Annotated in this window: 20 protein-coding genes; 4 read left to right on the top strand and 16 right to left on the bottom strand. The window is 65.6% G+C overall.

Annotated features, from left to right (window positions below; all coding sequences use genetic code 11):
* Positions 1–7: 7 nt before the first annotated feature.
* The 14 genes from K1X11_RS22555 to K1X11_RS22490 form a co-directional block, all read right to left on the bottom strand.
* Entirely contained in the window at positions 8–499 is a 492-nt protein-coding gene (locus K1X11_RS22555; protein WP_221030233.1) for a flagellar protein FlgN, read from the bottom strand.
* Entirely contained in the window at positions 496–912 is a 417-nt protein-coding gene (locus tag K1X11_RS22550) for a flagellar biosynthesis protein FlgJ (protein ID WP_221030234.1), read from the bottom strand. Before K1X11_RS22550 ends, K1X11_RS22555 begins: the two co-directional genes overlap by 4 nt.
* An 11-nt stretch (positions 913–923) precedes the next feature.
* Positions 924–2,033, bottom strand: a complete 1,110-nt coding sequence (locus tag K1X11_RS22545; RefSeq protein WP_221030235.1) for a flagellar basal body P-ring protein FlgI — start codon at positions 2,031–2,033, stop codon at positions 924–926.
* A 34-nt stretch (positions 2,034–2,067) separates the two neighbouring features.
* Positions 2,068–2,688, bottom strand: a complete 621-nt coding sequence (locus tag K1X11_RS22540; protein WP_221030236.1) for a flagellar basal body L-ring protein FlgH — start codon at positions 2,686–2,688, stop codon at positions 2,068–2,070.
* A 20-nt stretch (positions 2,689–2,708) separates the two neighbouring features.
* Positions 2,709–3,464, bottom strand: a complete 756-nt coding sequence (flgA, locus tag K1X11_RS22535) for a flagellar basal body P-ring formation chaperone FlgA (protein WP_221030237.1) — start codon at positions 3,462–3,464, stop codon at positions 2,709–2,711.
* 44 nt (positions 3,465–3,508) lie between these two features.
* Entirely contained in the window at positions 3,509–4,291 is a 783-nt protein-coding gene (gene flgG / locus K1X11_RS22530) for a flagellar basal-body rod protein FlgG (protein ID WP_221030238.1), read from the bottom strand.
* 51 nt (positions 4,292–4,342) lie between these two features.
* Positions 4,343–5,092: a flagellar hook-basal body protein gene (locus tag K1X11_RS22525; RefSeq protein WP_221030239.1), complete on the bottom strand. Its 750-nt coding sequence runs from the start codon at positions 5,090–5,092 to the stop codon at positions 4,343–4,345.
* A 215-nt stretch (positions 5,093–5,307) separates the two neighbouring features.
* On the bottom strand, positions 5,308–5,577 hold the full coding sequence (locus K1X11_RS22520; RefSeq protein WP_221030240.1) for a hypothetical protein: 270 nt from the start codon (positions 5,575–5,577) through the stop codon (positions 5,308–5,310).
* Positions 5,574–6,380, bottom strand: coding sequence for a flagellar motor protein MotB (locus K1X11_RS22515; RefSeq protein ID WP_221030241.1), 807 nt, complete (start codon positions 6,378–6,380; stop codon positions 5,574–5,576). The genes K1X11_RS22520 and K1X11_RS22515 overlap by 4 nt, the downstream gene beginning before the upstream one ends.
* Before the next feature lie 9 nt (positions 6,381–6,389).
* Complete coding sequence (locus K1X11_RS22510; protein WP_221030242.1) at positions 6,390–7,253, bottom strand: motility-associated protein; 864 nt, start codon at positions 7,251–7,253, stop codon at positions 6,390–6,392.
* 45 nt (positions 7,254–7,298) lie between these two features.
* Positions 7,299–8,090 (bottom strand): FliA/WhiG family RNA polymerase sigma factor, encoded by a 792-nt coding sequence (locus K1X11_RS22505; protein WP_221030243.1) that lies wholly within the window; start codon positions 8,088–8,090, stop codon positions 7,299–7,301.
* A 37-nt stretch (positions 8,091–8,127) separates the two neighbouring features.
* A complete protein-coding gene (locus tag K1X11_RS22500) occupies positions 8,128–8,475 on the bottom strand; it encodes a hypothetical protein (RefSeq protein ID WP_221030244.1) in 348 nt (115 codons plus the stop codon).
* A 5-nt stretch (positions 8,476–8,480) separates the two neighbouring features.
* Complete coding sequence (locus tag K1X11_RS22495; RefSeq protein ID WP_221030245.1) at positions 8,481–9,626, bottom strand: hypothetical protein; 1,146 nt, start codon at positions 9,624–9,626, stop codon at positions 8,481–8,483.
* A 186-nt stretch (positions 9,627–9,812) separates the two neighbouring features.
* On the bottom strand, positions 9,813–10,493 hold the full coding sequence (locus tag K1X11_RS22490; protein WP_221030246.1) for an acyltransferase: 681 nt from the start codon (positions 10,491–10,493) through the stop codon (positions 9,813–9,815).
* A 125-nt stretch (positions 10,494–10,618) separates the two neighbouring features.
* Between K1X11_RS22490 and K1X11_RS22485 the strand changes: the two genes are divergently transcribed.
* Both K1X11_RS22485 and K1X11_RS22480 read left to right on the top strand, forming a co-directional pair.
* On the top strand, positions 10,619–13,102 hold the full coding sequence (locus K1X11_RS22485; RefSeq protein WP_221030247.1) for an FAD-binding oxidoreductase: 2,484 nt from the start codon (positions 10,619–10,621) through the stop codon (positions 13,100–13,102).
* 9 nt (positions 13,103–13,111) lie between these two features.
* The gene (locus K1X11_RS22480; protein ID WP_221030248.1) at positions 13,112–13,762 is read left to right on the top strand and encodes a hypothetical protein; all 651 of its coding nucleotides are present in this window, start codon (positions 13,112–13,114) and stop codon (positions 13,760–13,762) included.
* Positions 13,763–13,792: 30 nt separating this feature from the next.
* On the opposite strand, the gene K1X11_RS22475 is transcribed toward K1X11_RS22480, so the two are convergent.
* A complete protein-coding gene (locus K1X11_RS22475; protein WP_221030249.1) occupies positions 13,793–14,098 on the bottom strand; it encodes a hypothetical protein in 306 nt (101 codons plus the stop codon).
* A 152-nt stretch (positions 14,099–14,250) separates the two neighbouring features.
* On the opposite strand from K1X11_RS22475, the gene queA reads away from it, so the two are divergent.
* On the top strand, positions 14,251–15,345 hold the full coding sequence (queA, locus tag K1X11_RS22470; RefSeq protein ID WP_221030250.1) for a tRNA preQ1(34) S-adenosylmethionine ribosyltransferase-isomerase QueA: 1,095 nt from the start codon (positions 14,251–14,253) through the stop codon (positions 15,343–15,345).
* Positions 15,346–15,460: 115 nt separating this feature from the next.
* On the opposite strand, the gene K1X11_RS22465 is transcribed toward queA, so the two are convergent.
* A complete protein-coding gene (locus K1X11_RS22465; RefSeq protein WP_221030251.1) occupies positions 15,461–17,944 on the bottom strand; it encodes a beta-mannosidase in 2,484 nt (827 codons plus the stop codon).
* A gap of 232 nt (positions 17,945–18,176) precedes the next feature.
* Between K1X11_RS22465 and K1X11_RS22460 the strand changes: the two genes are divergently transcribed.
* Positions 18,177–20,309 (top strand): cellulase family glycosylhydrolase, encoded by a 2,133-nt coding sequence (locus tag K1X11_RS22460; protein WP_221030252.1) that lies wholly within the window; start codon positions 18,177–18,179, stop codon positions 20,307–20,309.
* Positions 20,310–20,537 lie beyond the last annotated feature (228 nt).

Raw genomic sequence — 20,537 nt, 5'->3', positions numbered from 1 at the left:
GTCGGGGTTAAACGGCGGTGGCGAAGGAACCGGAACCGTTGCCTTCGCGCACGCCGCCGCGGCGGTCATAGGTGGGCGAGAAGACGTCGGGTCGCAGGATGCGCAGGGTCTCGCGATGCACCTCGACGGTGCGGGCGAGCAGGCGCTGGTTCTGCCGGGCGGTGCGACGGGTTTGGTGGACGAGCCGGTTCACCTCTTTGATGAGGGCTTCGAACATGGGCTGCATTTCCGGGGGGAACTCCACGAGGAGGCGCAGCAGGGTGATGGACGGCGGCTGCGCGAAGGTGCGGGCGATGGTTTGCACGAGCTGTTCGCGGCGCTGACGGAAGCGGTTGGCGACGCGGGCGGCCTGCTCGATCATCTGGGCTTCCTCGAGCACCTTTTCGGGGTCGGGTCGCACGAGGCCTTCCTGCTGGTCGCGGAAGAGACCGAGCAGGTTGCCGAGATGTTCGATCTCATCGCGCAAGGCGTCGGCGAGGGAGTCGAGAGAGTCGTTCATGATGAGGCGGAAAGGTTGGATGCAACGTGGCTGTTGGCGGCGGCATTGGCGTCGGCCTGCATGGCTTCAGCGTAGGCCGCTTTGAGGGCATCGGGGGTAAGCTGTTGTTCGACGAGGGAGGCGAAACCGAGTTTGCCGCCCTGCGCGAGGGAGCCGGCGAGCACATCGGTGAGCAAGTAGCCGTAAACGCCCCCACCCCCGCCGCCGACGGCACCGCCCTGCCCTCCGCCCATGCCGCCGCCGCCACCCATGATGGGATCGATGGCGGGCTTGAGCAGCTGGCGCACGATGATCGCCTCGAACTGCGCGGCGACTTTCTTGATGTCCTGCGGCGAGACGGCGTCGTTGCGGTCGCGCGGACCATCCGGTCGGGTCGCGACGCCCAAGGTGGAACTGACGGCGGATACGTTCATCGGGTTTGGGCTTAGTTGATGATCAACTCGGCTTGGAGCGCGCCGGAGCGTTTGAGGGTTTGGAAAATGGCCATCATCTCGCGGGTGCTCACGCCGAGGGCGTTGAGCGCGGCAGCGAGACGTTCGATGGAGGGCGCGTCTTCAATGACGGTGAAACCGCCCTTGGCTTCATCGACGTTGGTCGCGGTCGAAGGCACGACTGCGGTCTGCGCGCCGGGACCGGCCAGCGGCGGCGGCTGCGAGACGCCGAGGGTCTGCGCGACCGTGATGGTGAGCGCGCCGTGGGAGATCGCGACCTGCGAAATGCGCACGGTGCTGGTCGCCACAATGGTGCCAGTGCGCTCGTTGATCACGATGCGGGCGGGCGTGTCGGGCGTGACTTCGATCGTGCCGAGGGCGGCGAGGAAGGCGACTTCCTGCCCGTAAAAATCATCCGGCACGGAGAGCGAAACCGTCGCGGCATCTTCGGCGATGGCGATGCTCGGATACTCGCGGTTGATGGCGGTGGCGAGGCGGGCGGCGGAGGTGAAATCGGGATTGTAGAGCTGCAGGCTGATGCGGCCCTGGTTGACGATCGACATGGGGATCTCGCGCTCGACGATGGCTCCGTTGCTGATCACGCCGACGGTCGGGTGATTCTTCTGCACGGTCGCGCCACCGGCACCACCGGCACCACCGGAGAAACCACCGATGGCGATCGGGCCCTGCGCGACGGCGTAGACCTGGCCGTTGGCGCCCATGAGCGGAGTCTGGAGCAGCACGCCACCCTGGAGGGACTTGGCGTCACCCATGGAAGCCACCACCACATCGATGCGGGCGCCCTCTTTGAGGAAGGGACCGATGTCGGCCGTGATCATGACGGCGGCAGCGTTTTTGGCCTTCACGTCGGCCGAGGTGACGTCGAGTCCGTGACGCTTCAAAATGTTGGCCACCGAGCGCAGGGTGGTCTCGGCGTTGGAATCACCATCACCGGCCAGACCGACCACGATGCCGTAGCCGACCAGCTGATTCTCACGCGAGCCTTCCACCTGCGCGACGTCCTTGAGGCGCACGGCCAATGCCGGCGCGGCACACACGAGCGAGAGCAGCAGGACGAGGAATCGCGGCAAAACGGGCTTCATGATGGGAGCGTAAAGGTTGGACGTAGGGAAAATGTTAATACGGACGCACGATCTCGTAGAGACGCGTGATCCAACCGCGGCGCTGGGCTTCGGTGAGCGCGCCATCGGCGACGAACTCCACCCGAGCGTTGGCGATGTCGCTGGAGAAAACGACGTTGGACGAGTTTACGTCGTCGGGTCGCACCAGACCGTGCAGGATGGCATGCTGGGTCTCGCCGGCGAAGGTCACGCGGCGCACGCCTTCGATCACGAGGACACCGTTGGGCAGCACATCGATCACCATGACGGCGGCGCGGCCGGTCAGGCTCTGCGAGGCACTCACCTGGCCACCGCCTTGGAAGTCGTTGGAGCCGGACATCGCGGTGCCGGGCAGCGAGCCGTTGTGGGTGCCCAGGTTGCTGCCGGGAAAGAGAAACTGCGCGACCGTATTGCTCACGTTGGCCCCGCTGCCGGTCTGCTTGTTGGTGCTGGCGGTGTTGGAAACCGATTCGGAAATCTGGACGGTGAGGATGTCGCCCACGGTGCGCGCGACGCGGTCGGCATAGATGGCGCGCGGCTTGGCGGCACCGTCGTTCCAGAGCGAACCTTCCCCGGCGGCGAGCGCGATCGGGGCGGTGCAAAGGGCGAGGAGGCGGAGGAGGCAAAGGCGGTTCATGGCGAAATGGGATCGAGGGATTAGAAGTGGACTTCGGCCTGTCCTTGGGCGGTGACGACCGCGGCAAATTCGCGGCGGGATTCCGTGTTGCGCACGCGGACGAGTTCGCCGGCGAGACCGTCCTGCAGCGCGAGGGCTTTCATGGTGATGGCGAGCGTGCCATCGACCGCGGCGACCTCGATCATCTGGCCTTTGCGCACCAACGGACGGCGCGACACATCGCGCCAGCTGAGGAAGCGATCGGCCGGGAGGGAGCGGCTCATCATGAGATCGGCCAAGGGGGTATCGACCGGCACCAGATCGCGCTGGCGCAGGATGTCGACGCGACGCAGCTCGAGCATGTGCTCGTCGATATTGGCTTCGCGGGTGAGCGGCTCACGGGCGATCCAGGCATCGCGCCAGATCTTGGCGCGGACAAAAACGGTTTGGTGGGTGCTGGTGCCGTCGAGGGCGTGCACCTGCAGGCGCAGCATCATCTGGCTGGCCGGCTTGGGCGGCATCTCGGTGACCTCGATGATGGCCTCGGCGGGCGGCGTGTAGTCGCGCACCAATTCGAGGGACCACTCCCCTTCCGTGCGGTAGTGAATGGCCAGCGTATCGGCGATCTCTTCCAACCAAGCGTCGGGATCGATCGGCGCCTCAACCGGCGGCGGCAGCGTGGCATCCATCTCGGCGCGCAGCAGCGAAGCCACGCCCAGCGCCACCACGACCACGACCAAACGCAGCAGGAAGACGAGCAGGCGAGCGGCGGGAAAGGAGTTCGGCAGTAGTGGCATGGCGAATACGAGGACGGACAAAGGGGAAGGTTCGGGGCGGAGCATCAGCGCTTCATCTGCGCGATGTTTTGCAGCATCTCGTCGGAAGTCTGGATGGACTTGCTGTTAATTTCGTAGGCGCGCTGGGCGACGATGAGGTTCACCATTTCCTCCACGATGTTGACGTTGGAGGACTCGCTGTAGCCCTGCATGATCGAGCCGAAGCCGAGCTCGCCGGGAGCCCCGATCTCGGGAGCGCCGGAAGACTGGGTTTCCTCGTAGAGATTGCCGCCCATGGAGCGCAGACCACCGGGGTTCGGGAAGCGGGTGAGGTTGAGACGGAAGGTGGTGTTGCCGTTGGCGCCTTGGTAGGTGACCTCACCCGTCTCCGAGACGTTGATCGACGTGGTGCCGGGAGGCACGGCCTGGAAACCGGAGAGCACCGGCATACCGTCGTTGGTCACCACGGTGCCCTGCGCGTTGAGCTTGAAGGAGCCGTCGCGGGTGTAGGCGAGCGTGCCGTCGGGGCGCTGAATCTCGAAGAAGCCGTCGCCTTGGATGGCGAGGTCCATCTGCTCACCGGTGTGGTTGAGCTGGCCTTGAGTGAAGACCTTGCCGGTGGCGGAGACGCGCGTGCCGTTACCGACCTCGATACCGGTCGGGACGACGTTGCCGCCGCCGGCCTCGGCGCCGGAAGCGCGGGGCTTCTGGTAGAGCAGATCCTGGAACTCGATCTTGGAGCGCTTGAAGCCGGGCGTGTTCACGTTCGCGAGGTTGTTGGCGATCGTGTTGAGGTTCAGCTGCTGGGCTTCCATGCCGGTGGCGGCGGAGTAGAGCGAGAGGTTCATGGCGTGCTTACGGTAGGTTTAAAGTGGATACGGCGGGTCCGGGCGGCGGCCTCAGCCGAGTTTTTCAAGGGTCTGCTTCATCAGCTCATCGCGGTGGCTGATGATCTTTTGGTTGGCCTCGTAGGCGCGGGCGATGCTCACCAGATCGACCATTTCTCGCAGGGGCTGGATGTTGGCCTGCTCGAGGTGGCCCTGGAGGATGTCGGGCTCATCGAGCACCTCGGGTTCCTGACCCTCGCTGGCGGCGAAGAGTCCGCCGCCCAGATCGACGAGGGCATGGTTGTTTTCGAAACGCACGATTTCCATCTGGCCGATAATCGCACCGTTCTGGCGGATCTGGCCGTTGGTATCGACGGTGACGGCCCCGCCGCCGGGTTGGAGTTTGATCGGGTTGCCGCCGTCGCCGAGGACGGCGAAACCGCTGTGGTTCACCAGGTCGAGCTCCGGGGTGGTGGCGAAGCTGCCGTTGCGGGTGTAGAAGGTGCGCCCGTCTTCGGCTTGAAGTTGGAAGAAGCCTGGGCCCCCGAGGGCGAAGTCGAAGTCGCGGCGGGTGGGCATGTTCTCACCGTTGGCGAAACTGATGCCGAGATTGGCCGCCGGGTAATACACCGGGGTCGCGCCACCGTCGCCGACGCGCTGGGACTCGTCGCCCTGGATTTCGCCGGAGTAGTAGGAGGCGAGTTGCACGGTCTGCTTCTTGTAACCCGTCACCTGGTTGGAGGTGATGTTTTGGGCCACGGCGTCCTGCCAACGCTCGAGCGCGGAGAGGGAAGCTGCACTTTGATAGAGACCGACGTTCATGTTGGCCGAAGTTTATGCAGGAGGAATGCCAGTGATTATAACTCGCTGCTGGATAGGTTTTTAAAGTTTATACTCCCTATCACCAATCGATCGGGGACTGATCGGTGGTGGGTGGCGGCAAGATATGCCGGGCCCGCCGGACACAAAAAAAGCGCGCCGAGTAGCGCGCTGGAGCAGACCGGGGCGAGAGGTCGCGGTGGCTGGGGCAGGACCGATCAGGCCGGGCCGGCGTAGAGGCAGTCGATCTCGATGCGCTCGCCACAGGCGCAGGTCACGACGAGGTGGGTGACCTTGTCGCCTTGTTTGACGCATTCGACGCTGGGTTGGTGGCTGTGACCACCGCCGTGCGGAGCGGGACGCCCCGCGGCCCCGGCAGCATTACCCAGCGGCGTCATGGCCTGCTCATTGAGGCGCGGCGGTTTCTCTGCCAGCGGTTTGAGGGCAGGCATGGAGGCGGTGGGTCGACCGGAAAGGAAGGACTTCATTGGGAATAGGAAACGGGGGGTTCGCCGCGGCGCACCTTCGTGCCGACGGACAGGCTGAAGGAGACGCGTTGGTTGCTCTCGTCCTCCGGAGCGTAGCCGGGCAACGCGCGGGTGTCGGCGAAGCCCGAGACACGCTCGATCAGCTCGCCCTCGACGGCGTAATGCACCAGGGCGCGACGAGCGGCATTGGCGCGGTCGCTGGAGAGTTCCCACGGCGTGTAATCTTCGGTGGGCAACTCGAGTCCGGCCCGGGTGTGCCCCTCAATGACGACGTTGAACTCGTGCCTATCTATCACCCAGGCAAGGCCTTGGATAACGAAGGTGCCCCACTCGGTGAATTCCGCGGAGTTCTCTTTGAAGAGCGGCTGCCCCCCGCGATCGAAGAGCGTGATGCGCAGACCGTCGCTGGTGACCTGGATGTCGATCGGGCGATTGGCGAAGTTTTCGTCGAGGTGGAGCAGGCGGTAAAAGTCCTTGGCGACCGAGTTGAGGAACTGGAGGTCGATCTTGCGGGCGTCGCTGGTGCTCTCGTTGGGGCCCGCCCCACCCTCGCCGCCGTCGTCGGAAGACTTGGAGCGCGTTGGCTGGTTGGTGTCGAAAGGCAGAATGCCGGTGGTGGCATCCATCGGGGAATTGAAGGGCGACTGAAAGTAACGCGAGGTCGCGAGCAGGATCTTTTCGTCCTGCGCGGAGATCCACAGCACCATGAAGAGCGCCATCATCGCCGTCACGAAGTCGGCGTAGGCGACCTTCCAGGCGCCACCGTGGTGGGCATCTCCCTTCTTCTTTTTGCGCTTGGCCATGGCCGCGGGTTACTTCGGGGACGGCAGGGACTTGAGGGTCTCTTCGAGTTCGTCGCCGTCGGGCTGCACCGAGGAGTCGAGCGTGCGGCGGGCGATTTCCACGGCCGTGAGCGGCGCGAGGCCCTTGGCGAAGGCGGCGACGGCGGCGAGGATGCAGTTGAGCACCTGCATTTCGGAGCCGTTGTTGAGCTTCACGCGGTTGGCCAAGGGATTGACGAAGCCGTAAGCCACAAAAATGCCGAGCAGCGTGCCGGTAAGGGCCGCGGCCACACGTTCACCCACCACTTCCGGACCATCGGCGATGGCGGACATGGTGTTGATGATGCCCAACACCGCCGCGACGATGCCGATGCCGGGCAGGGAGTCACCGACGAGCTGCAACAGGTGCACCGGGTGATCCTTCTCTTCGCCACGGGCTTCGAGCTCGCCGAACATGAGCTCCTCGAGCTGGTCGGGTTTGATCTTACCGTCGATGATGGGCTTCAAGCCGTTGATCAGGAACTGCATGCGTTCGTGATCGGCCGTAAAATTGGGGTAGCGCTGAAAGATCGCGCTATCGTTCGGACTCATCACGTGCTCTTCCAACGCGATGAGACCATTGCGGCGACCCACCATGAAGATCTCGTAGAGCAATTTGAGGATGTCCTCATAGTCGGACTTGCTCGCGCCCCCACCCTTCAAGGCTCCCATGACCTTGTGGATGATCTCCTTCATGATGTGGCCGGGCGACGCGATGATGAGCACGCCCAAGGCCACGCCAAGGATGACGACGAACTCCGATACGTGCAGCAGCACCACCGGATTGCCGCCGGCAATCATGAAACCGCCCAGCGTCGACGCGAAGACGATAAGTGAGCCAATAATGATGAGCATGGAGGAGGAGGGGAAAAGGTGACGGGACGGGGGTAGCCCTCAGGCTTAGCGATTGCGGGCGCGCTGGATCCAGGAGCGCAGACCGAGGATGGCCTGGCCGTGGATTTGGCAGATGCGGGACTCGGTCAGGCCGAAAACGGCCGCGATTTCGGCGAGGCGCATGTTCTCAAAGTAATACATGGCGAGGACCTTCTTCTGCACATCGGGGAGTTGCTCGATGCGGTCGGCCACGAGCTTGAGCAGCTCTTCCTTCTCCATGTTGGCGCACACGTCCTCGGCCTGATCGTCGGCGATGAGGTCATGCAGGGTGCCGCCGGAGCTCTCACCATCCTCGAGGGGCTGGTCGATCGGCACGAAGCTGATCGGGCGAACTTCCTCCTGCCAGCGGGCAAATTCCTTGGGCTCGAGGCCGAGGTGTTCACGCACCTCTTCATCGGTGGCGGCGCGGCCAACCTTCTGCTCCACTTCACCGATGGCGGTGCGGATCTTTCGGGCCTTGGCGCGGGCACGGCGCGGGCACCAGTCGAGGCGACGCAGCTCGTCGAGCACCGCACCACGAATGCGAGTCGTGGCGTAAGCGGCGAAAGTGTGGCCCTGCTCCGGATCGAAGCGGTTGACGGCGGCGATCAGGCCGGTGACGCCGACGCTGTAAAGGTCTTCCACTTCGACATGGGCGGGGAGGTGGATCTTGATGCGGTCGACGACGTTACGGACGAGGGGGAGATGACGTTCGATGAGCTCGGACTCGTCAACGGGACCGGTGACACCGGAATAGACTCGCCACGCGGACGAAGCTTTAACGGCTTCCGGGGCTTGTTTGAGGGCGGCGTTGTTCATGATGGGCAGGTGGGTTCAAAAAAGGGGGGCTGACGGACTAGAGGCGGGCCGGAGCGGCCGGGGACGGAGAAGCGGCGGAACGAGCCATCGCGGGGTTGGCGGCTTCCCGGCGACCGGGAGTGCGAGGAGAGGTGGCGGCCTTTTGGTTGGCTTCGGCCGCGGCTTCCGCGGCGGCTTCGGCTTCGGCACGTTGACGGCGGATCTCCAGGGTCTCGGAGAGCGCGCGCTCGAGTTGCGACCACCACCAGCGCAGCAACCAGGCTCCACCGAGGCAGGCGAAGGCGGCATCGCGCAGGATCAGGTCGAGCGGACGGTCGGCAGCAAAGCCGGCGACAGCCGCGAGTAGGAAACCGGTGAAACCACCCCAAAGCATGACGGTGCGCATCGTCTTCAGGCTCCCGGGATGGTGTGGCGGAGGACAGCGTCCACCGCTTCGGTTTCGAGTTCGCCGACGAGGCTGGGACCGGTGCCGAGGAAGAGCGGCGTGACCGCGCCCTCGAGCAGGAAGTCCCAGAGTTTGCCCCAGTGGGCGAGCTCATCGACGTGAGTGAAAACAACATGGGTCGCGCCGAGTTCTCGCCCCACGGAATAAGCCGACTGCAGCGCCGCCCGGTCGTGCAGGGCGTGCAGGACCAGGACGCGGCTGGTGAAGCCACTCTGGTCCAGGAAGTCGGCGAGATGCTCGTCCTGCTGACGGCCCAGGCGGAGGGACGGCAGGTCGGCGAGCACGAAGTCTTGGTTCCGGTTGTGCGGCCCCATCGGCGTGGTCCCGTCGACATGCTGCAGGTTCACGCCGAGGGCCTCGCAGAAGACCGCGAGACCGTCCGCCGGATTCGGCCGGTCGAACTCCACCTTGGCGACGGAGCCGGTGCGGCCTTTTTGGAAAACTTGATGCGCGAGCCACTTGCTCAACGCGGTGGTGCGGCCGGTGCCAGCGAGACCGAGGAAGGCGACGCGGTCGGTGAGGATGCGGCGCTTCGGCGCGGTGGCGACTTGGCGGAGCTCCTGGCCCACTTCGCTGAGGGCCTCATGCAGCGGACGGCCCTCGATCTGCGACCAGCGCGGGCTACCCTGCAGGCGGGCCATCATGATATCGGAAAAACCGCCGCGACGGAGCACGTCCGGCAGCAGACGACCGGTTTTGCGGGAGGCGCCGGTGTAGAAATCTTCGGCTTCCACGCCCACGGCCGGTTGGCGGGAGGACGGCGCGGCGGTGGCGTCGCGCTCGGGTTGGCCGTAGGTGCCAGCCACCGAGTGCGTCGTGGTCTGGTTGGCGGGCTGGGCGCCCGGAGCTTCTTTAACGGTGGCCGTGGACGGCTCGGCTTCGGTCTCGGCGGGCAGTTCCGCGACCACTTCGATCTGCGGACGGGAGAACAGACTCTTTAATCCGCCGTGCGGCAGGTTGCGCACGGACAAGACGCGAGCGGTGGGCCCCAACTCACGCCGAATCGTATCCACCGCCTCCTGTGCGGAGTGCACCACCAGCCGATAGGTCGCGCCGGGTTCAGGAGTGGATTTGAGCGTGGAAGTTGCCATCGAGGACAATGATTGCACCCCATGTGCCAATCACCGTCATCACGATGTTAACCAATGACCCTCAGCGTTTTATATTTTTCATTTTTTATTCAAGGCCTCGGAACACCGTCCGAGACCCTCCCCCGGGGAAGCATCCGGCAGTATTTGCCTGTTGGCCCCGGAATATCGCTGCCTAGGCAGCACGCCCTAATCGCGACGGGGGATAACCACCACGCTGGTGCGACCTTTGGCGAGTTGCCCCGCCGGCAGGTAGCCGCCGAAGGCCAGGGTCGGCATCACCAGCGCCCGCGGCCCCAGCAGGGTGCCCGGTTGCAGCACGGCGTTGCAGCCAACTTCGGCCGCGTCACCCAGGATCGCGCCCATCTTGCGCAGGCCGGTCGCGGCGAGGCGGTCGGGCAGATGCACCAGCACCTCAGCCTGATCGAGACGCAGGTTCGACAGGATCACGCCGGCGCCGAGGTGGGCTTTGTTGCCGAGCACCGAATCGCCGACGTAGCTGAAATGCGGCACCTGCACGCCATCGAGCAGCAGACAGTTCTTAAACTCGCAGCTATTCCCCAGCACCGCGCCCGCGCCGACGATCACATTGCCGCGCACGTAGGCGCCCGGACGGATCTCCGTGCCCGCGCCGATGTAGGCCGGCCCGATGAGGGTGGCGTGCCCCGGCAGTTTCACCGTCGGGTCGAGCCAGACCTCGCCCTCAACGACCACCCCTGGGGGCAGCTCGCGCTCGCTCGTGTTGCCTTTCAGATCCGTGACCGCGCTCTTGATCGCCTTGATCCAGTCCCACACCGGGGCCTCGGCCGAAAAATGGGCGGCAAACGCCTGCAGGGACGGAGGAAGCGCAAAAAACTCATCGGCTCGCATGCGCCCACTCCAATCCTCCCGTAGCCCGCGGGTCAATCCCCCCCACCACCATCGCTCCCGCACTCCCGCATCGCCTTAGGGGCCGTTTCCGTATTTCAGCTTCTCAGCGTTTCAGCTTTTCCACCGTGCCCTCCCCTGCCCTTCAAACTCTGCAAAGCCAACTCCCCGCCGATCGTGTCGCCGTCGACGCCGCCACCCGGGCCGCCTACGACGCCGATGCCCAGACGGCCTACCGCCAGCGGGCCATTGCCGTCGTCACGCCACACACCACCGACGAACTCATTCGCACCGTGCGCTGGTGCCATGCCGAGGGCGTGCCCTTCACCGTGCGCGGTAGCGGCACCGGTCTTTCCGCCGGCGCCACCCCGGTGGAAGGCGGCATCGCCATCGTCACCACCCGCCTCAACCGCATCCTGCGCCTCGATCCCGTCCAGCGCATCGCCGTCGTCGAGCCCGGCGTGGTGAACCTCAATCTCACCGCCGCCGCCGCGCCGCACGGCCTCTTTTACGCCCCCGATCCCTCCAGCCAGCCGGTCTGCACCCTCGGCGGCAACGTGGGCTTCAACGCCGGCGGCGCTCACTGCCTCAAACACGGCATGACCTCCAACCACGTGCTCGGCCTCAAAGCCGTGCTCGCCACCGGCGAGGTCGTGACCTGGGGCGGCGACCGCGGCGGCACCTTCGGCCCGGACTGGACCGGACTCTTCGTCGGCAACGAGGGCCTCTTCGGCGTCGCCCTCGAAATCACCCTCAACCTCCAACCCGTCACCGACGGCGTGTTTACCGTGCTGGCCGGATTTCCCTCCGCCGAGGCCGCCGGCGACGCCGTTTCCGCCATCATCGCCGCCGGCATCATTCCCGTCGCCATCGAGCTGCTCGACGCCCTCACCATCCAGGCCGTGCGGCCCGTCGCCCCCCTCGATTATCCGCCGGATTGTGATGCCCTGCTGGTGATCGAATTGGAAGGACCCGGCGCCATCGTCGCGGCCGAGCGCCCGCGCCTCGAGGCCGTGTTGCGCAGCACCCAAACCACCGGGCTTGTCATCGCTCGCAACGCCGCCGAACGCGCCGCCATTTGGAAGGTCCGCAAGAGCTCCTACAGCGCCTACGGCCGCCTCGCTCCCAGCAACATGGTGCAGGACTGCGTGGTGCCGCGCCGTCACCTCGGCACCGCGCTGCGCCGCATCGGCGAACTCTCGGCCGCCGCCCAAATCCCCGTGGCCAACATCTGTCACGCCGGCGACGGCAACATTCACCCCAACCTCCTGCACGACGCCACCGAACCGGGCATCCATGAACGCGTGGAACACCTCGCTGGCGAAATCCTGACCATGTGCTTGGAGCTCGGCGGCTCCATCACCGGCGAACACGGCGTGGGTCTCGAAAAACGCCCCTACCTCGCCCGCATGTATGGCCCGGCCGAGATCGATTTTTTCCATCGTCTGCGCCACGCCTACGACCCGTCGGGCATCGCCAACCCCGGCAAGCTCCTGCCAGACCGAGGGGAGTCGGGTCCCGCAGAGCGTCGACCCGACCCACAAAAGACTACTGATCTCGAAACTGTGGGTTGGGCTTTTCGCCCGACATCCCTCGCCGAACTCGCCGCGATCGTCCGCACCACGCCCCGCCTGCGCCCCGTCGGCGCCGGCACCAAACCCGCCCTCAACGCCGACTACGATGGCGAACGCGTCTCCTTGAGCGGCCTGAGCGGCATCACCGCCTACGAGCCCGCCGAGTTTGTGCTCACTGCCCTGGCCGGCACGCCGCTCGCGGAAATCCAGGCGACGCTCGCCGCCGCCGGCCAATGCCTCGCCTTTGATCCGCCCTTTGCCGAACTCGGCGCCACGCTTGGCGGCACCGTCGCGGCCAACCTCAACGGCCCCGGCAGTTTTGGTCGCGGCCGGGTGCGCGACGCCGTGCTCGGGGTAACCTTCGTCGATGGCACCGGCCAAATCCTCACCGTCGGCAGCCGCGTGGTGAAAAACGTCGCGGGTTTTGATGTGCCGAAATTCCTCGTCGGCAGCAACGGCCGCTACGGCGTGCTCGCCGAAATCACGCTCAAAGTCGTGCCGTTGCCCGAAGCGAGCATCACCCACGTCGTGCCCTTCGCCGACGCGGCCGAGCTGCAGGCTCTGCTCCCGCGCCTCGCCAACAGCCCCACCCTGCCCGAGGCCATCGACGTCGACCTCGCCGCTCGCGAAGTCCTGGTGCGTCACAGCGGTCCCCGCGCCGCCTTGGATGAGTTGGTCGCCCCGCTGCGCCATGCCATCGGTGAGCTCCGCGCCCTGCCGGAAAGCGACGCCGCCACTTGCTGGGCGCTGCCCCGGGCGTCCCACCTCGGCCGCGTGGTCATCCCCACCGCCAGCCTGACGGCTGCTCTGGCCGACGAGACCTTCGCGCGCCACGGCCGCCTGTCCTCCGCAGGTGCCTTTGCTTGGCTCAGCACCGATGACGATCCAGCCCCGCTGCACGAAGCCTGCTTAAAGCTCGGCCTCGAGCCGCAATGGCTCCAAGCTGCAACCTCAATCCTCCGGACCAACGCCGCCCCTGCTACGCAAATCGCCGCTGCCGTCACTCAGGTTTTTGATCCGGTCGGCCGCTTCGACTAACCCCTCCCCGTGAGTTACACCCCGCAAAGCTCCCTCAAACGCAACGTCACCACCGCCTGCTTCGCCGCCGTCTTGTTGGCCTTGGTGTGGATGCTCGCCAACACCGCCGCCGTCGTGCGCCGGCAGTCCGCCCAAAACCTGCGCGACGAAGGCGCGACGCTCTCCATCGCTCGATTGGCACCAAATGAAAAGGTCGTCTTTGCGATCGAGTCGACGGGTTGTTTTAACTTCAGCCTCCATGAATTTGAGATCTCCGGTGGCCGCATGAAAGGGGTGCGGGTCACGGAGATGGATCGCGACGCTCCGGATAGGACACCCGGTAAACAAGTCATGGTGGGCCTGCTGACCGACGCACAGGTTGCAGGTTTGGACGGCTTCCTGAAATACCTCCGTGCCAACGACGAGCTGTTTTCCAGCACCACCCAAAACGCTCTGCGCGTGGGCTACTACCGCGACGGCAAGATGATCGGATCCGAGGGTTTCGAGACCTACGGCGGTGTCCGTTTGCTAACAGACGAAGACTTCGACCCCGACGGCGTGCGCACCCTCATGCGACTTGGCCTGAGCTACGACGAAGCGGCCAATCTCTGCGAACCGCACAATGTGCTCTGGGCGGAGCAAGAACGCCACGACTTGGCGGGAGTCGTCACCGAACTCTGAAACGAATCGACGCGGAGGGTCGCTGACCGACTAGGCGTCACCGCGGCGCCGGCGTTGATACTGGTTCAGCTCCTCCACCCGGTCTTCGTAGTCGAGCTTCGAGCGCTGCACCGTGTTGTTCATCCCGTTCAAGACCCAGAACGTGCCACCGATGGCGGCGAACGACAGTATCCACATGAAGCCACTCCCGGAAATCGCCGCGATCACGATAAGCAGGAGGCTTACCCCCGCGCCGATGCCCAACGCTTTGAACCACGCATTCAAAGCCTGATCCCAATTCTGTTTGTATTCGGCAATACGGTCGATCAACCGACGCTCTTCTTGGTCTTCACGCACAACAAGTTCCTGGGGTTAAGGTTCGCATCAAGGGCCCGCACTGGGCGCCCACCCGAGCAAACCCAGTGCCAACGGCGTGGCCAGCCCACACGACCGGCCCCGCGCAGTCGGAGTTGACCGGATTGGCTGTCGCCTCGATCAATCACGCCTCCGTGTCTTCCCTTTCCACCGATCTCTTCGACTACGATCTGCCGGATCACCTCATCGCGCAGTCGCCGGCCGCCCGCCGCGACGCGTCGCGCCTGCTGGTGGTCAACCGCGCCGAGCGTTCGATCGCGCACCACGCCTTCACCGATCTGCCCGGCCTGCTCGACGCCAACGACGTGCTCATCCGCAACAATGCCGCCGTCCTGCCCGCCCGTCTGCGCGCGGTGCGACCCACCGGCGGCGCGGTCGAGTGTTTCCTGCTCCGCGCCGAGTCGACCGACGATGCCGGGACCGAGCTCTGGTGGTGCCTGCTGCGCCCCGGCAAACGCCTCCCGGTCGGCGCCACCTTCGCCCACGCTGGCGCCTTCAGCGCCGAGGTGCGCGAAAAACACGCCGATGGCGTCGCGCTCGTGGCCTTCCGCCTCGAACAGGCCGGCACGACGCTGAAGGACGTCGCCAACCGGCTCGGCGAGATGCCGCTGCCACCCTACATCCAACGTCCGGCCGACGACACCCGCCGCACCGCCGACCTCGAGCGTTACCAAACCGTTTACGCCGACCGTTCCCGTCAGGTCGCCGTCGCCGCGCCCACCGCCGGACTGCACTTCACGCCGCAGATCCTCGACGCCGTGGAGCAGCGCGGCATCACCACGGCCGAGGTCACCCTGCACGTCGGTCTCGGCACCTTCCGCCCGGTGATGGTCGACAACATCACCGACCACGACATCCACCGCGAACTCTACGAACTGCCCCCGACCACGCAGGCCACGGTGCTGGATCCCGGCGGCCGCCGCCGGGTGGCGGTCGGCACGACCTCGGTGCGCGCGATTGAGGATTTTTGCCGCAAACACACCGCGCCGCTCGGCCATCCCTGCGTCGAGGAAGCGGACATCTTCATCTACCCGCCGCGCACCTTCCGCAGCGTCGACGCGCTCATCACCAACTTCCACCAACCGCGCTCCACCCTGCTCTGTCTCGTATCCGCTTTTCTGACACCGGGCAGCACCGACGGCATCGCCTGGATCCGCGAGATCTACGCCGAAGCCATCGCCCACGAGTATCGATTTTTCAGCTACGGCGACGCCATGCTGATCGTGTGAAGTCGGTCAGCTAGGAAGGTGGACGCGGACCTCCGGGCCGCGTCTTCGTCAGGACGAGCCATCCAACGAACTCGACCGCGCCCGGAGGTCGCGGTCCACCTCAGAATAACTGCCTTCAGTAGGTGTCCACCAGGGAGCGCCAGGTCAGTTGCTCGCGGAGTTTGGCGGCGGTGAGCTTGCGCTTGAGGGTGACCACGACCGACTTCGATTCGTTGGGATACAACTCGAAAAAGTTGTCGCTCGCGCGGTAGTCGAGCTTGCCCAGATCGAAGGCGAAACGGTGCTGCAGCACCGGCGAGGTGAAGGTGAGCTGGAAGCGATGCGCATCGAGCGCCTTCACCTTGCAGCGCACCTTGCCACGTGGCAGGTGCATGAAACGCGGCGAGGCCAACAACACGGTTTCTTCGCTCACCCGCTGGCCGTCGATCTCGAGCGCGATGCGCACATACACGTCGTCGTGGCTGGTCTTCTTGAAGAGCTTGTGCAGATCGAGCGTCTTCTGCTTCACCGCCTCGCCCGGCCGCAGCACGACCTTCTTGGTGCCGCCGCCGAGCCGGGTGCCGTCGATGTGCATGAGGTCCCAGCTCATCACGCCGCGCGTCGGCTCCGGCGCATCGTAAACCGTGTAAAGGTGGGCGACGTCCATGGTCGACTTGCGGTAGTTGCCGATCGTGACCTGCTCGTCGCCGGGCACGTGGGCCGATACCAGCGCCGGCGCATAGAAGCGACGGGCGGCGTAGTGCAGCGCTTTCCAACGGCCAGTGAATTCGATCGAGCTCCAGGAGGCGACCGGCCAGCAGTCGTTGAGCTGCCAATACAGCGCGCCCATGCACCGCGGCATGAGGCGGCGGTAATGCTCGACGCCCATCTGCATGCAGCGCGCCTGGTTGAGCTGGGAAAGGTAAATCAGGTCGTCCTGCGTCTGCGGGAAGCGGTATTGGCGCGACACGTAGTCGAGGATGATCTGGTTGCCGGCGGCGTTCTTCTGGTGGTTCTCCATCGTGGGACCGAAGACGTTGGTATCGTCGGCCGGACAGAAGGTCGCGTTGGTCGCAGGCGAGCTGTAGCTCTGCATCCCAAATTCGGATACAAAGCGGAACTTCCACAGCTCGTAGGACTTGATCGGTTTGCGCGAATGCCAGACGTCCCAGTAGTGCGAGTCGCCGGAGGTCTCGCCTGCCTCGTGACCGTGCACGCCGTCGCGCCGCCAGGGCGAGGACGGCCAGTAGGACGTGGCCGGGTCGTTTTCGGCCACCACCTCGGGCAGCAGCTCGTGGAAGAGTTTTTCGTAGGCGCTGCGAATCTCGACCTTGGTCTCGTCGGTCACCGTCTCGCGGTTGAGCATCCAAACCTCGTTGTTGCCGCACCATAGCGCGAGGCTGGCGCGGTGCCGCAGGCGGCGGATCTGCGCGGTGGCCTCGGGGCGCACGAGTTCGCGGAAGTCCTCATTGACTGGATACAGCGTGCAGGCGAAGGCGAAGTCCTGCCAGACCATCAGGCCGAGCTCGTCGCACACATCGTAAAAATCCTCGCTCTCGTAGATGCCGCCGCCCCAGACGCGGATCATGTTCATGTTGGCTTCGACGGCCGAGCGCAGGTCGCGCTCGGTGTCGGCGCGGGAGAGACCGACGACAAAACTGTGCGCCGGAATCCAGTTGGCGCCCTTGGCAAAGATCGGACGGCCATTGACGAGGAAGCGGAAGGCCTCGCCCCACTCGTCCTTGCTCTGGTCGAGCGTGATGGTGCGCAAACCGATGCGTTGGCTCCAGCGACCGATCTTGGTGCCGGTGGCGTCCACCACATCGACGGTGAGCGTGTAAAGCGGTTGGGCGCCCTGCCCGGCCGGCCACCACAGCTGAGGATCCGGCACGACGATCGAAGCGCCCTCACCCGTGGCGACGGTCTCGCCGTCGAGCTGGAGTTTCCAGCGGCAGGCAGCATCGGCGTCCGGACGCGCGAGTTCCGGCGTGAGGTCGAGTTGCACACCGCCCTTGGCATCGTGGACCTGTTTGACGACGAGGTTGTCGAGGCGGTTGGTCGACCAGGCCTCGAGCTGGATGGAGCGCCAGACGCCGGCGGTGACGAGACGCGGTCCCCAGTCCCAGCCGAACTGGCATTGCTGTTTGCGGATGCGGTTGGAGTTGCCCACCGGGTCGTTGAATTCCCGATACGTGTGGGCGTTGTGATTCTCCCGCAGGTAAGCCATCGCGCTGTCGAAGCGGATGAGCAGCTCGTTTTGCGCGCCGGGTTTGAGCAGCTTCTTCACGTCCCAACGGAAGGGCGTGAACATGTTGGCGGTGCGGGCGACGACCTTGCCGTTGAGCGTCACGGTGGCGACGGTGTCGAGGCCCTCGGCGACGAGTTCGACGATCTCCTCGCCGAGGAGCTGGGCATCAACCTTAAAGCGGGCGCGGTATTCCCAGTCGCGTTCTTCGATCCACTGCAGCTCCAGTTCGTTGGTGCCGAAAAACGGGTCGGGGATGAGCCCGGCCTGGCGCAGATCGAGATGCACACAACCCGGCACGGTGGCGGGCAGCCACTTCTTGGTGGAGGCATCGCGGAAGGTCCAGGTGGCGCGAGAGAGGAGTTGATGACGCATAGGAAAGAGGAGTCGCAAAAGGGTTGGGCGCGGTCGGAGGCGCAGAAACTAGGGCAAGGCGGGCCGCTGGGTAATGAGATTACTTGTCGGGCATTGGAGATTTGCGGGTCAAACGCGAATCCCAATCGCCCGGCGCCATTCTCCTTGCGGGGTTGACGATTGTCCGGACCCGCGACCCGATTGAGACCGTGTTTCGGGTGCCCTGCGCCCGCCCCTGTTTGCCTCGACCGCCATGCCCGCCTCGACCTCGTTTAACCGACCGCGTCCACGCGCCCTGCGGGCGTGGATCGGTGCCCTCCTCCTCGCCACCCTGCCGACGTTGGCATTCACCGCGCCGGTGGAACTCGGCTTCTTCGTCCCGAGCACCGACGGCAACCCCTTCGCCCGCGAAATCTGGGCTCGGGTTGAAACGCCGGAAGAGCACGTGCTCGACCTGCCGGCCTACTACGATGGCGGCAACCGCTGGGCCGTGCGCACCCGCGCCGCCGAGCGCGGCAACTACGAGCTGCTCTCCGCCAGCGAATTTATCGACGGCGTCTCCACCCCGCTCGCTATCGAAGCCGAGGGGCGCGGACGCGTGCGCGTGCGCGATACCGATGAGTCGGGCGGCTACATCGGCATCGACCGGCGCTCCGGCCTCCGTTTTGTCGATGGACGCGGGCAACTCTACACCCCGTGGGGCGGCAACCTCCCCTGGGCCGCCAGCGGTCAGCAGCCGGAGGACTACTACCCGGCGGCATTCAGCGACTTTCGCACGGTTGGCTTCAACTGGACCCGCGTCTGGATGTGCCACTGGGGCCGCCTCAACCTCGATTGGGTGGAGCCCGAGCACGGCGAGCAGCCAGCGCTCGGCACGCTCGATCTCGGAGTCGCCCAGCGCCTCGACCAGGTGATCAACGCCGCCGAGTCTGCCGGACTGCGCCTCCAACTCGTCCTGCAGCACCACGGCCAATACACCACCTACAACAACTCCGACTGGGATGAGAACCCGTGGAACGGGGCCAACGAGGGCGGCTTCCTCACCGACCCCACCGACTTCTTCACCGACGCGCACGCCCGCCAACTCACCCGCGACAAGTTCCGCTACATCGCTGCCCGCTGGGGTTACTCGCCATCCATCATGGCCTGGGAGCTCTTCAACGAAGTCATGTGGACCAACGCCCGCCGCGGTGACGCCGCCGACAACGCCGCGGTCGCCGCCTGGCACGACGAGATGGCCCGCCACCTGCGCCGCTACGACGTGCACGGCCACCTCATCACCACCAGTGACGACGACCTGCACCACGCCATGTGGAGCGCGATGGATTATTACCAGCCCCACCTCTACGCCTCCAACATGGTGCTCGGCCTGCAGGCGCTCGAGCTGAGCGACCGCGAGATCGACCGCCCCGTCTTTTACGGCGAGATGGGCGACGACAACATGGCCGGTCTCTCCTCCGAGCAACGCGCCACCGGCTTCGTGCATCCCATCCTCGCGTGGGCCGGCCTCTTCAGCCGCGCCACCGCGCCCGCCCAGATGTGGTATATTGAAACCCTGCGCGCCAATGATCGTTGGGACGAAGTCGCGTCGCTCAGCAACTTTGTCACCGCCAGCGGCCTCCTGCGCCATCCCCTGCCCCACATCGAGCAACCCCTCGTCACCGGCGGCGACACCACCGACATGCGCCTCGAGCCCGGTCACTACTGGCACCGCGGTCCGAATCCCACGATCGACGTCCCGGCCGACGGCACCCTGCCGCCCCGCCTGATCGATTTCGGCCGCATCCTCACCAATGCCGCGCAGGAGCATCCCTTCCCCAGCAAGGTCACGCTGCGCTACGACGCCCCCGCCGCCGCCACCGCCAGCCTCACCGTGGCCCGCGTCAGCAATCCCGGCGGCGCCCTGCGCATCACCGTCGATGACGAGACCGTGGTAGACCAACGTTTCCCGGCTGCCGCCACCGGTCGTCCCGCCATTGCCGACGTCTCCTTTCCCTTCCGCCTCGGCTACGGCGCGCATGAGATCGTCATCGAGAACCCCACCGGACCCGACTGGATTGACCTCGGCGACCTTAACTTGGGTCTGCCGGTCCCCGCGCTCACCGCCGTCGCTCGTCGCAGTCCCACCCGAGCTGTCGTGTGGGTCCACCACCGCGACAACCTGCTCTCCCCGGCCGCCGACGACGAACTTCAGCCCACCGCCGCCACCGTTCATGTGGACGACCTGCCCGCCGGCGACTGGCGCATCAGCTGGTGGGACCCCGAGGCTGGCCGGGTGAGCGACGAACATACCGTCCGTCACCCCGGTGGCGCGTTGGCCCTGCCCACGCCCGCCATCCTCCGCCACGCCGCCGCCTGGCTCGTGCGCCTGCCCGACGAGCAGTAACGCAACGAAGTTGGGCCCCTCTGCCGTCGTTTGAAGGGCTGCCGCTGGCGGCACGGCGGCGCCCTGCTGGCCGCCCCTGTCCTCCATCCCGTCCGCCGCGGCCGGGACAAGCACCGGCCGCTCCATCGCTAGCGCGAGCGAGCTCGCGGCCTACAGTGCGGCGTCTAAAACCACAATGTAGGCTGCGAGCTTGCTCGCGCTACGGTGCCCCTCCGCCTCCTCCCGTAG

This window comes from Actomonas aquatica (assembly GCF_019679435.2).
Classification (GTDB): domain Bacteria; phylum Verrucomicrobiota; class Verrucomicrobiia; order Opitutales; family Opitutaceae; genus Actomonas; species Actomonas aquatica.
The sequence above is the reverse complement of the archived record's forward strand: the minus strand, read 5'-3'. Positions and strand labels throughout refer to the sequence as shown.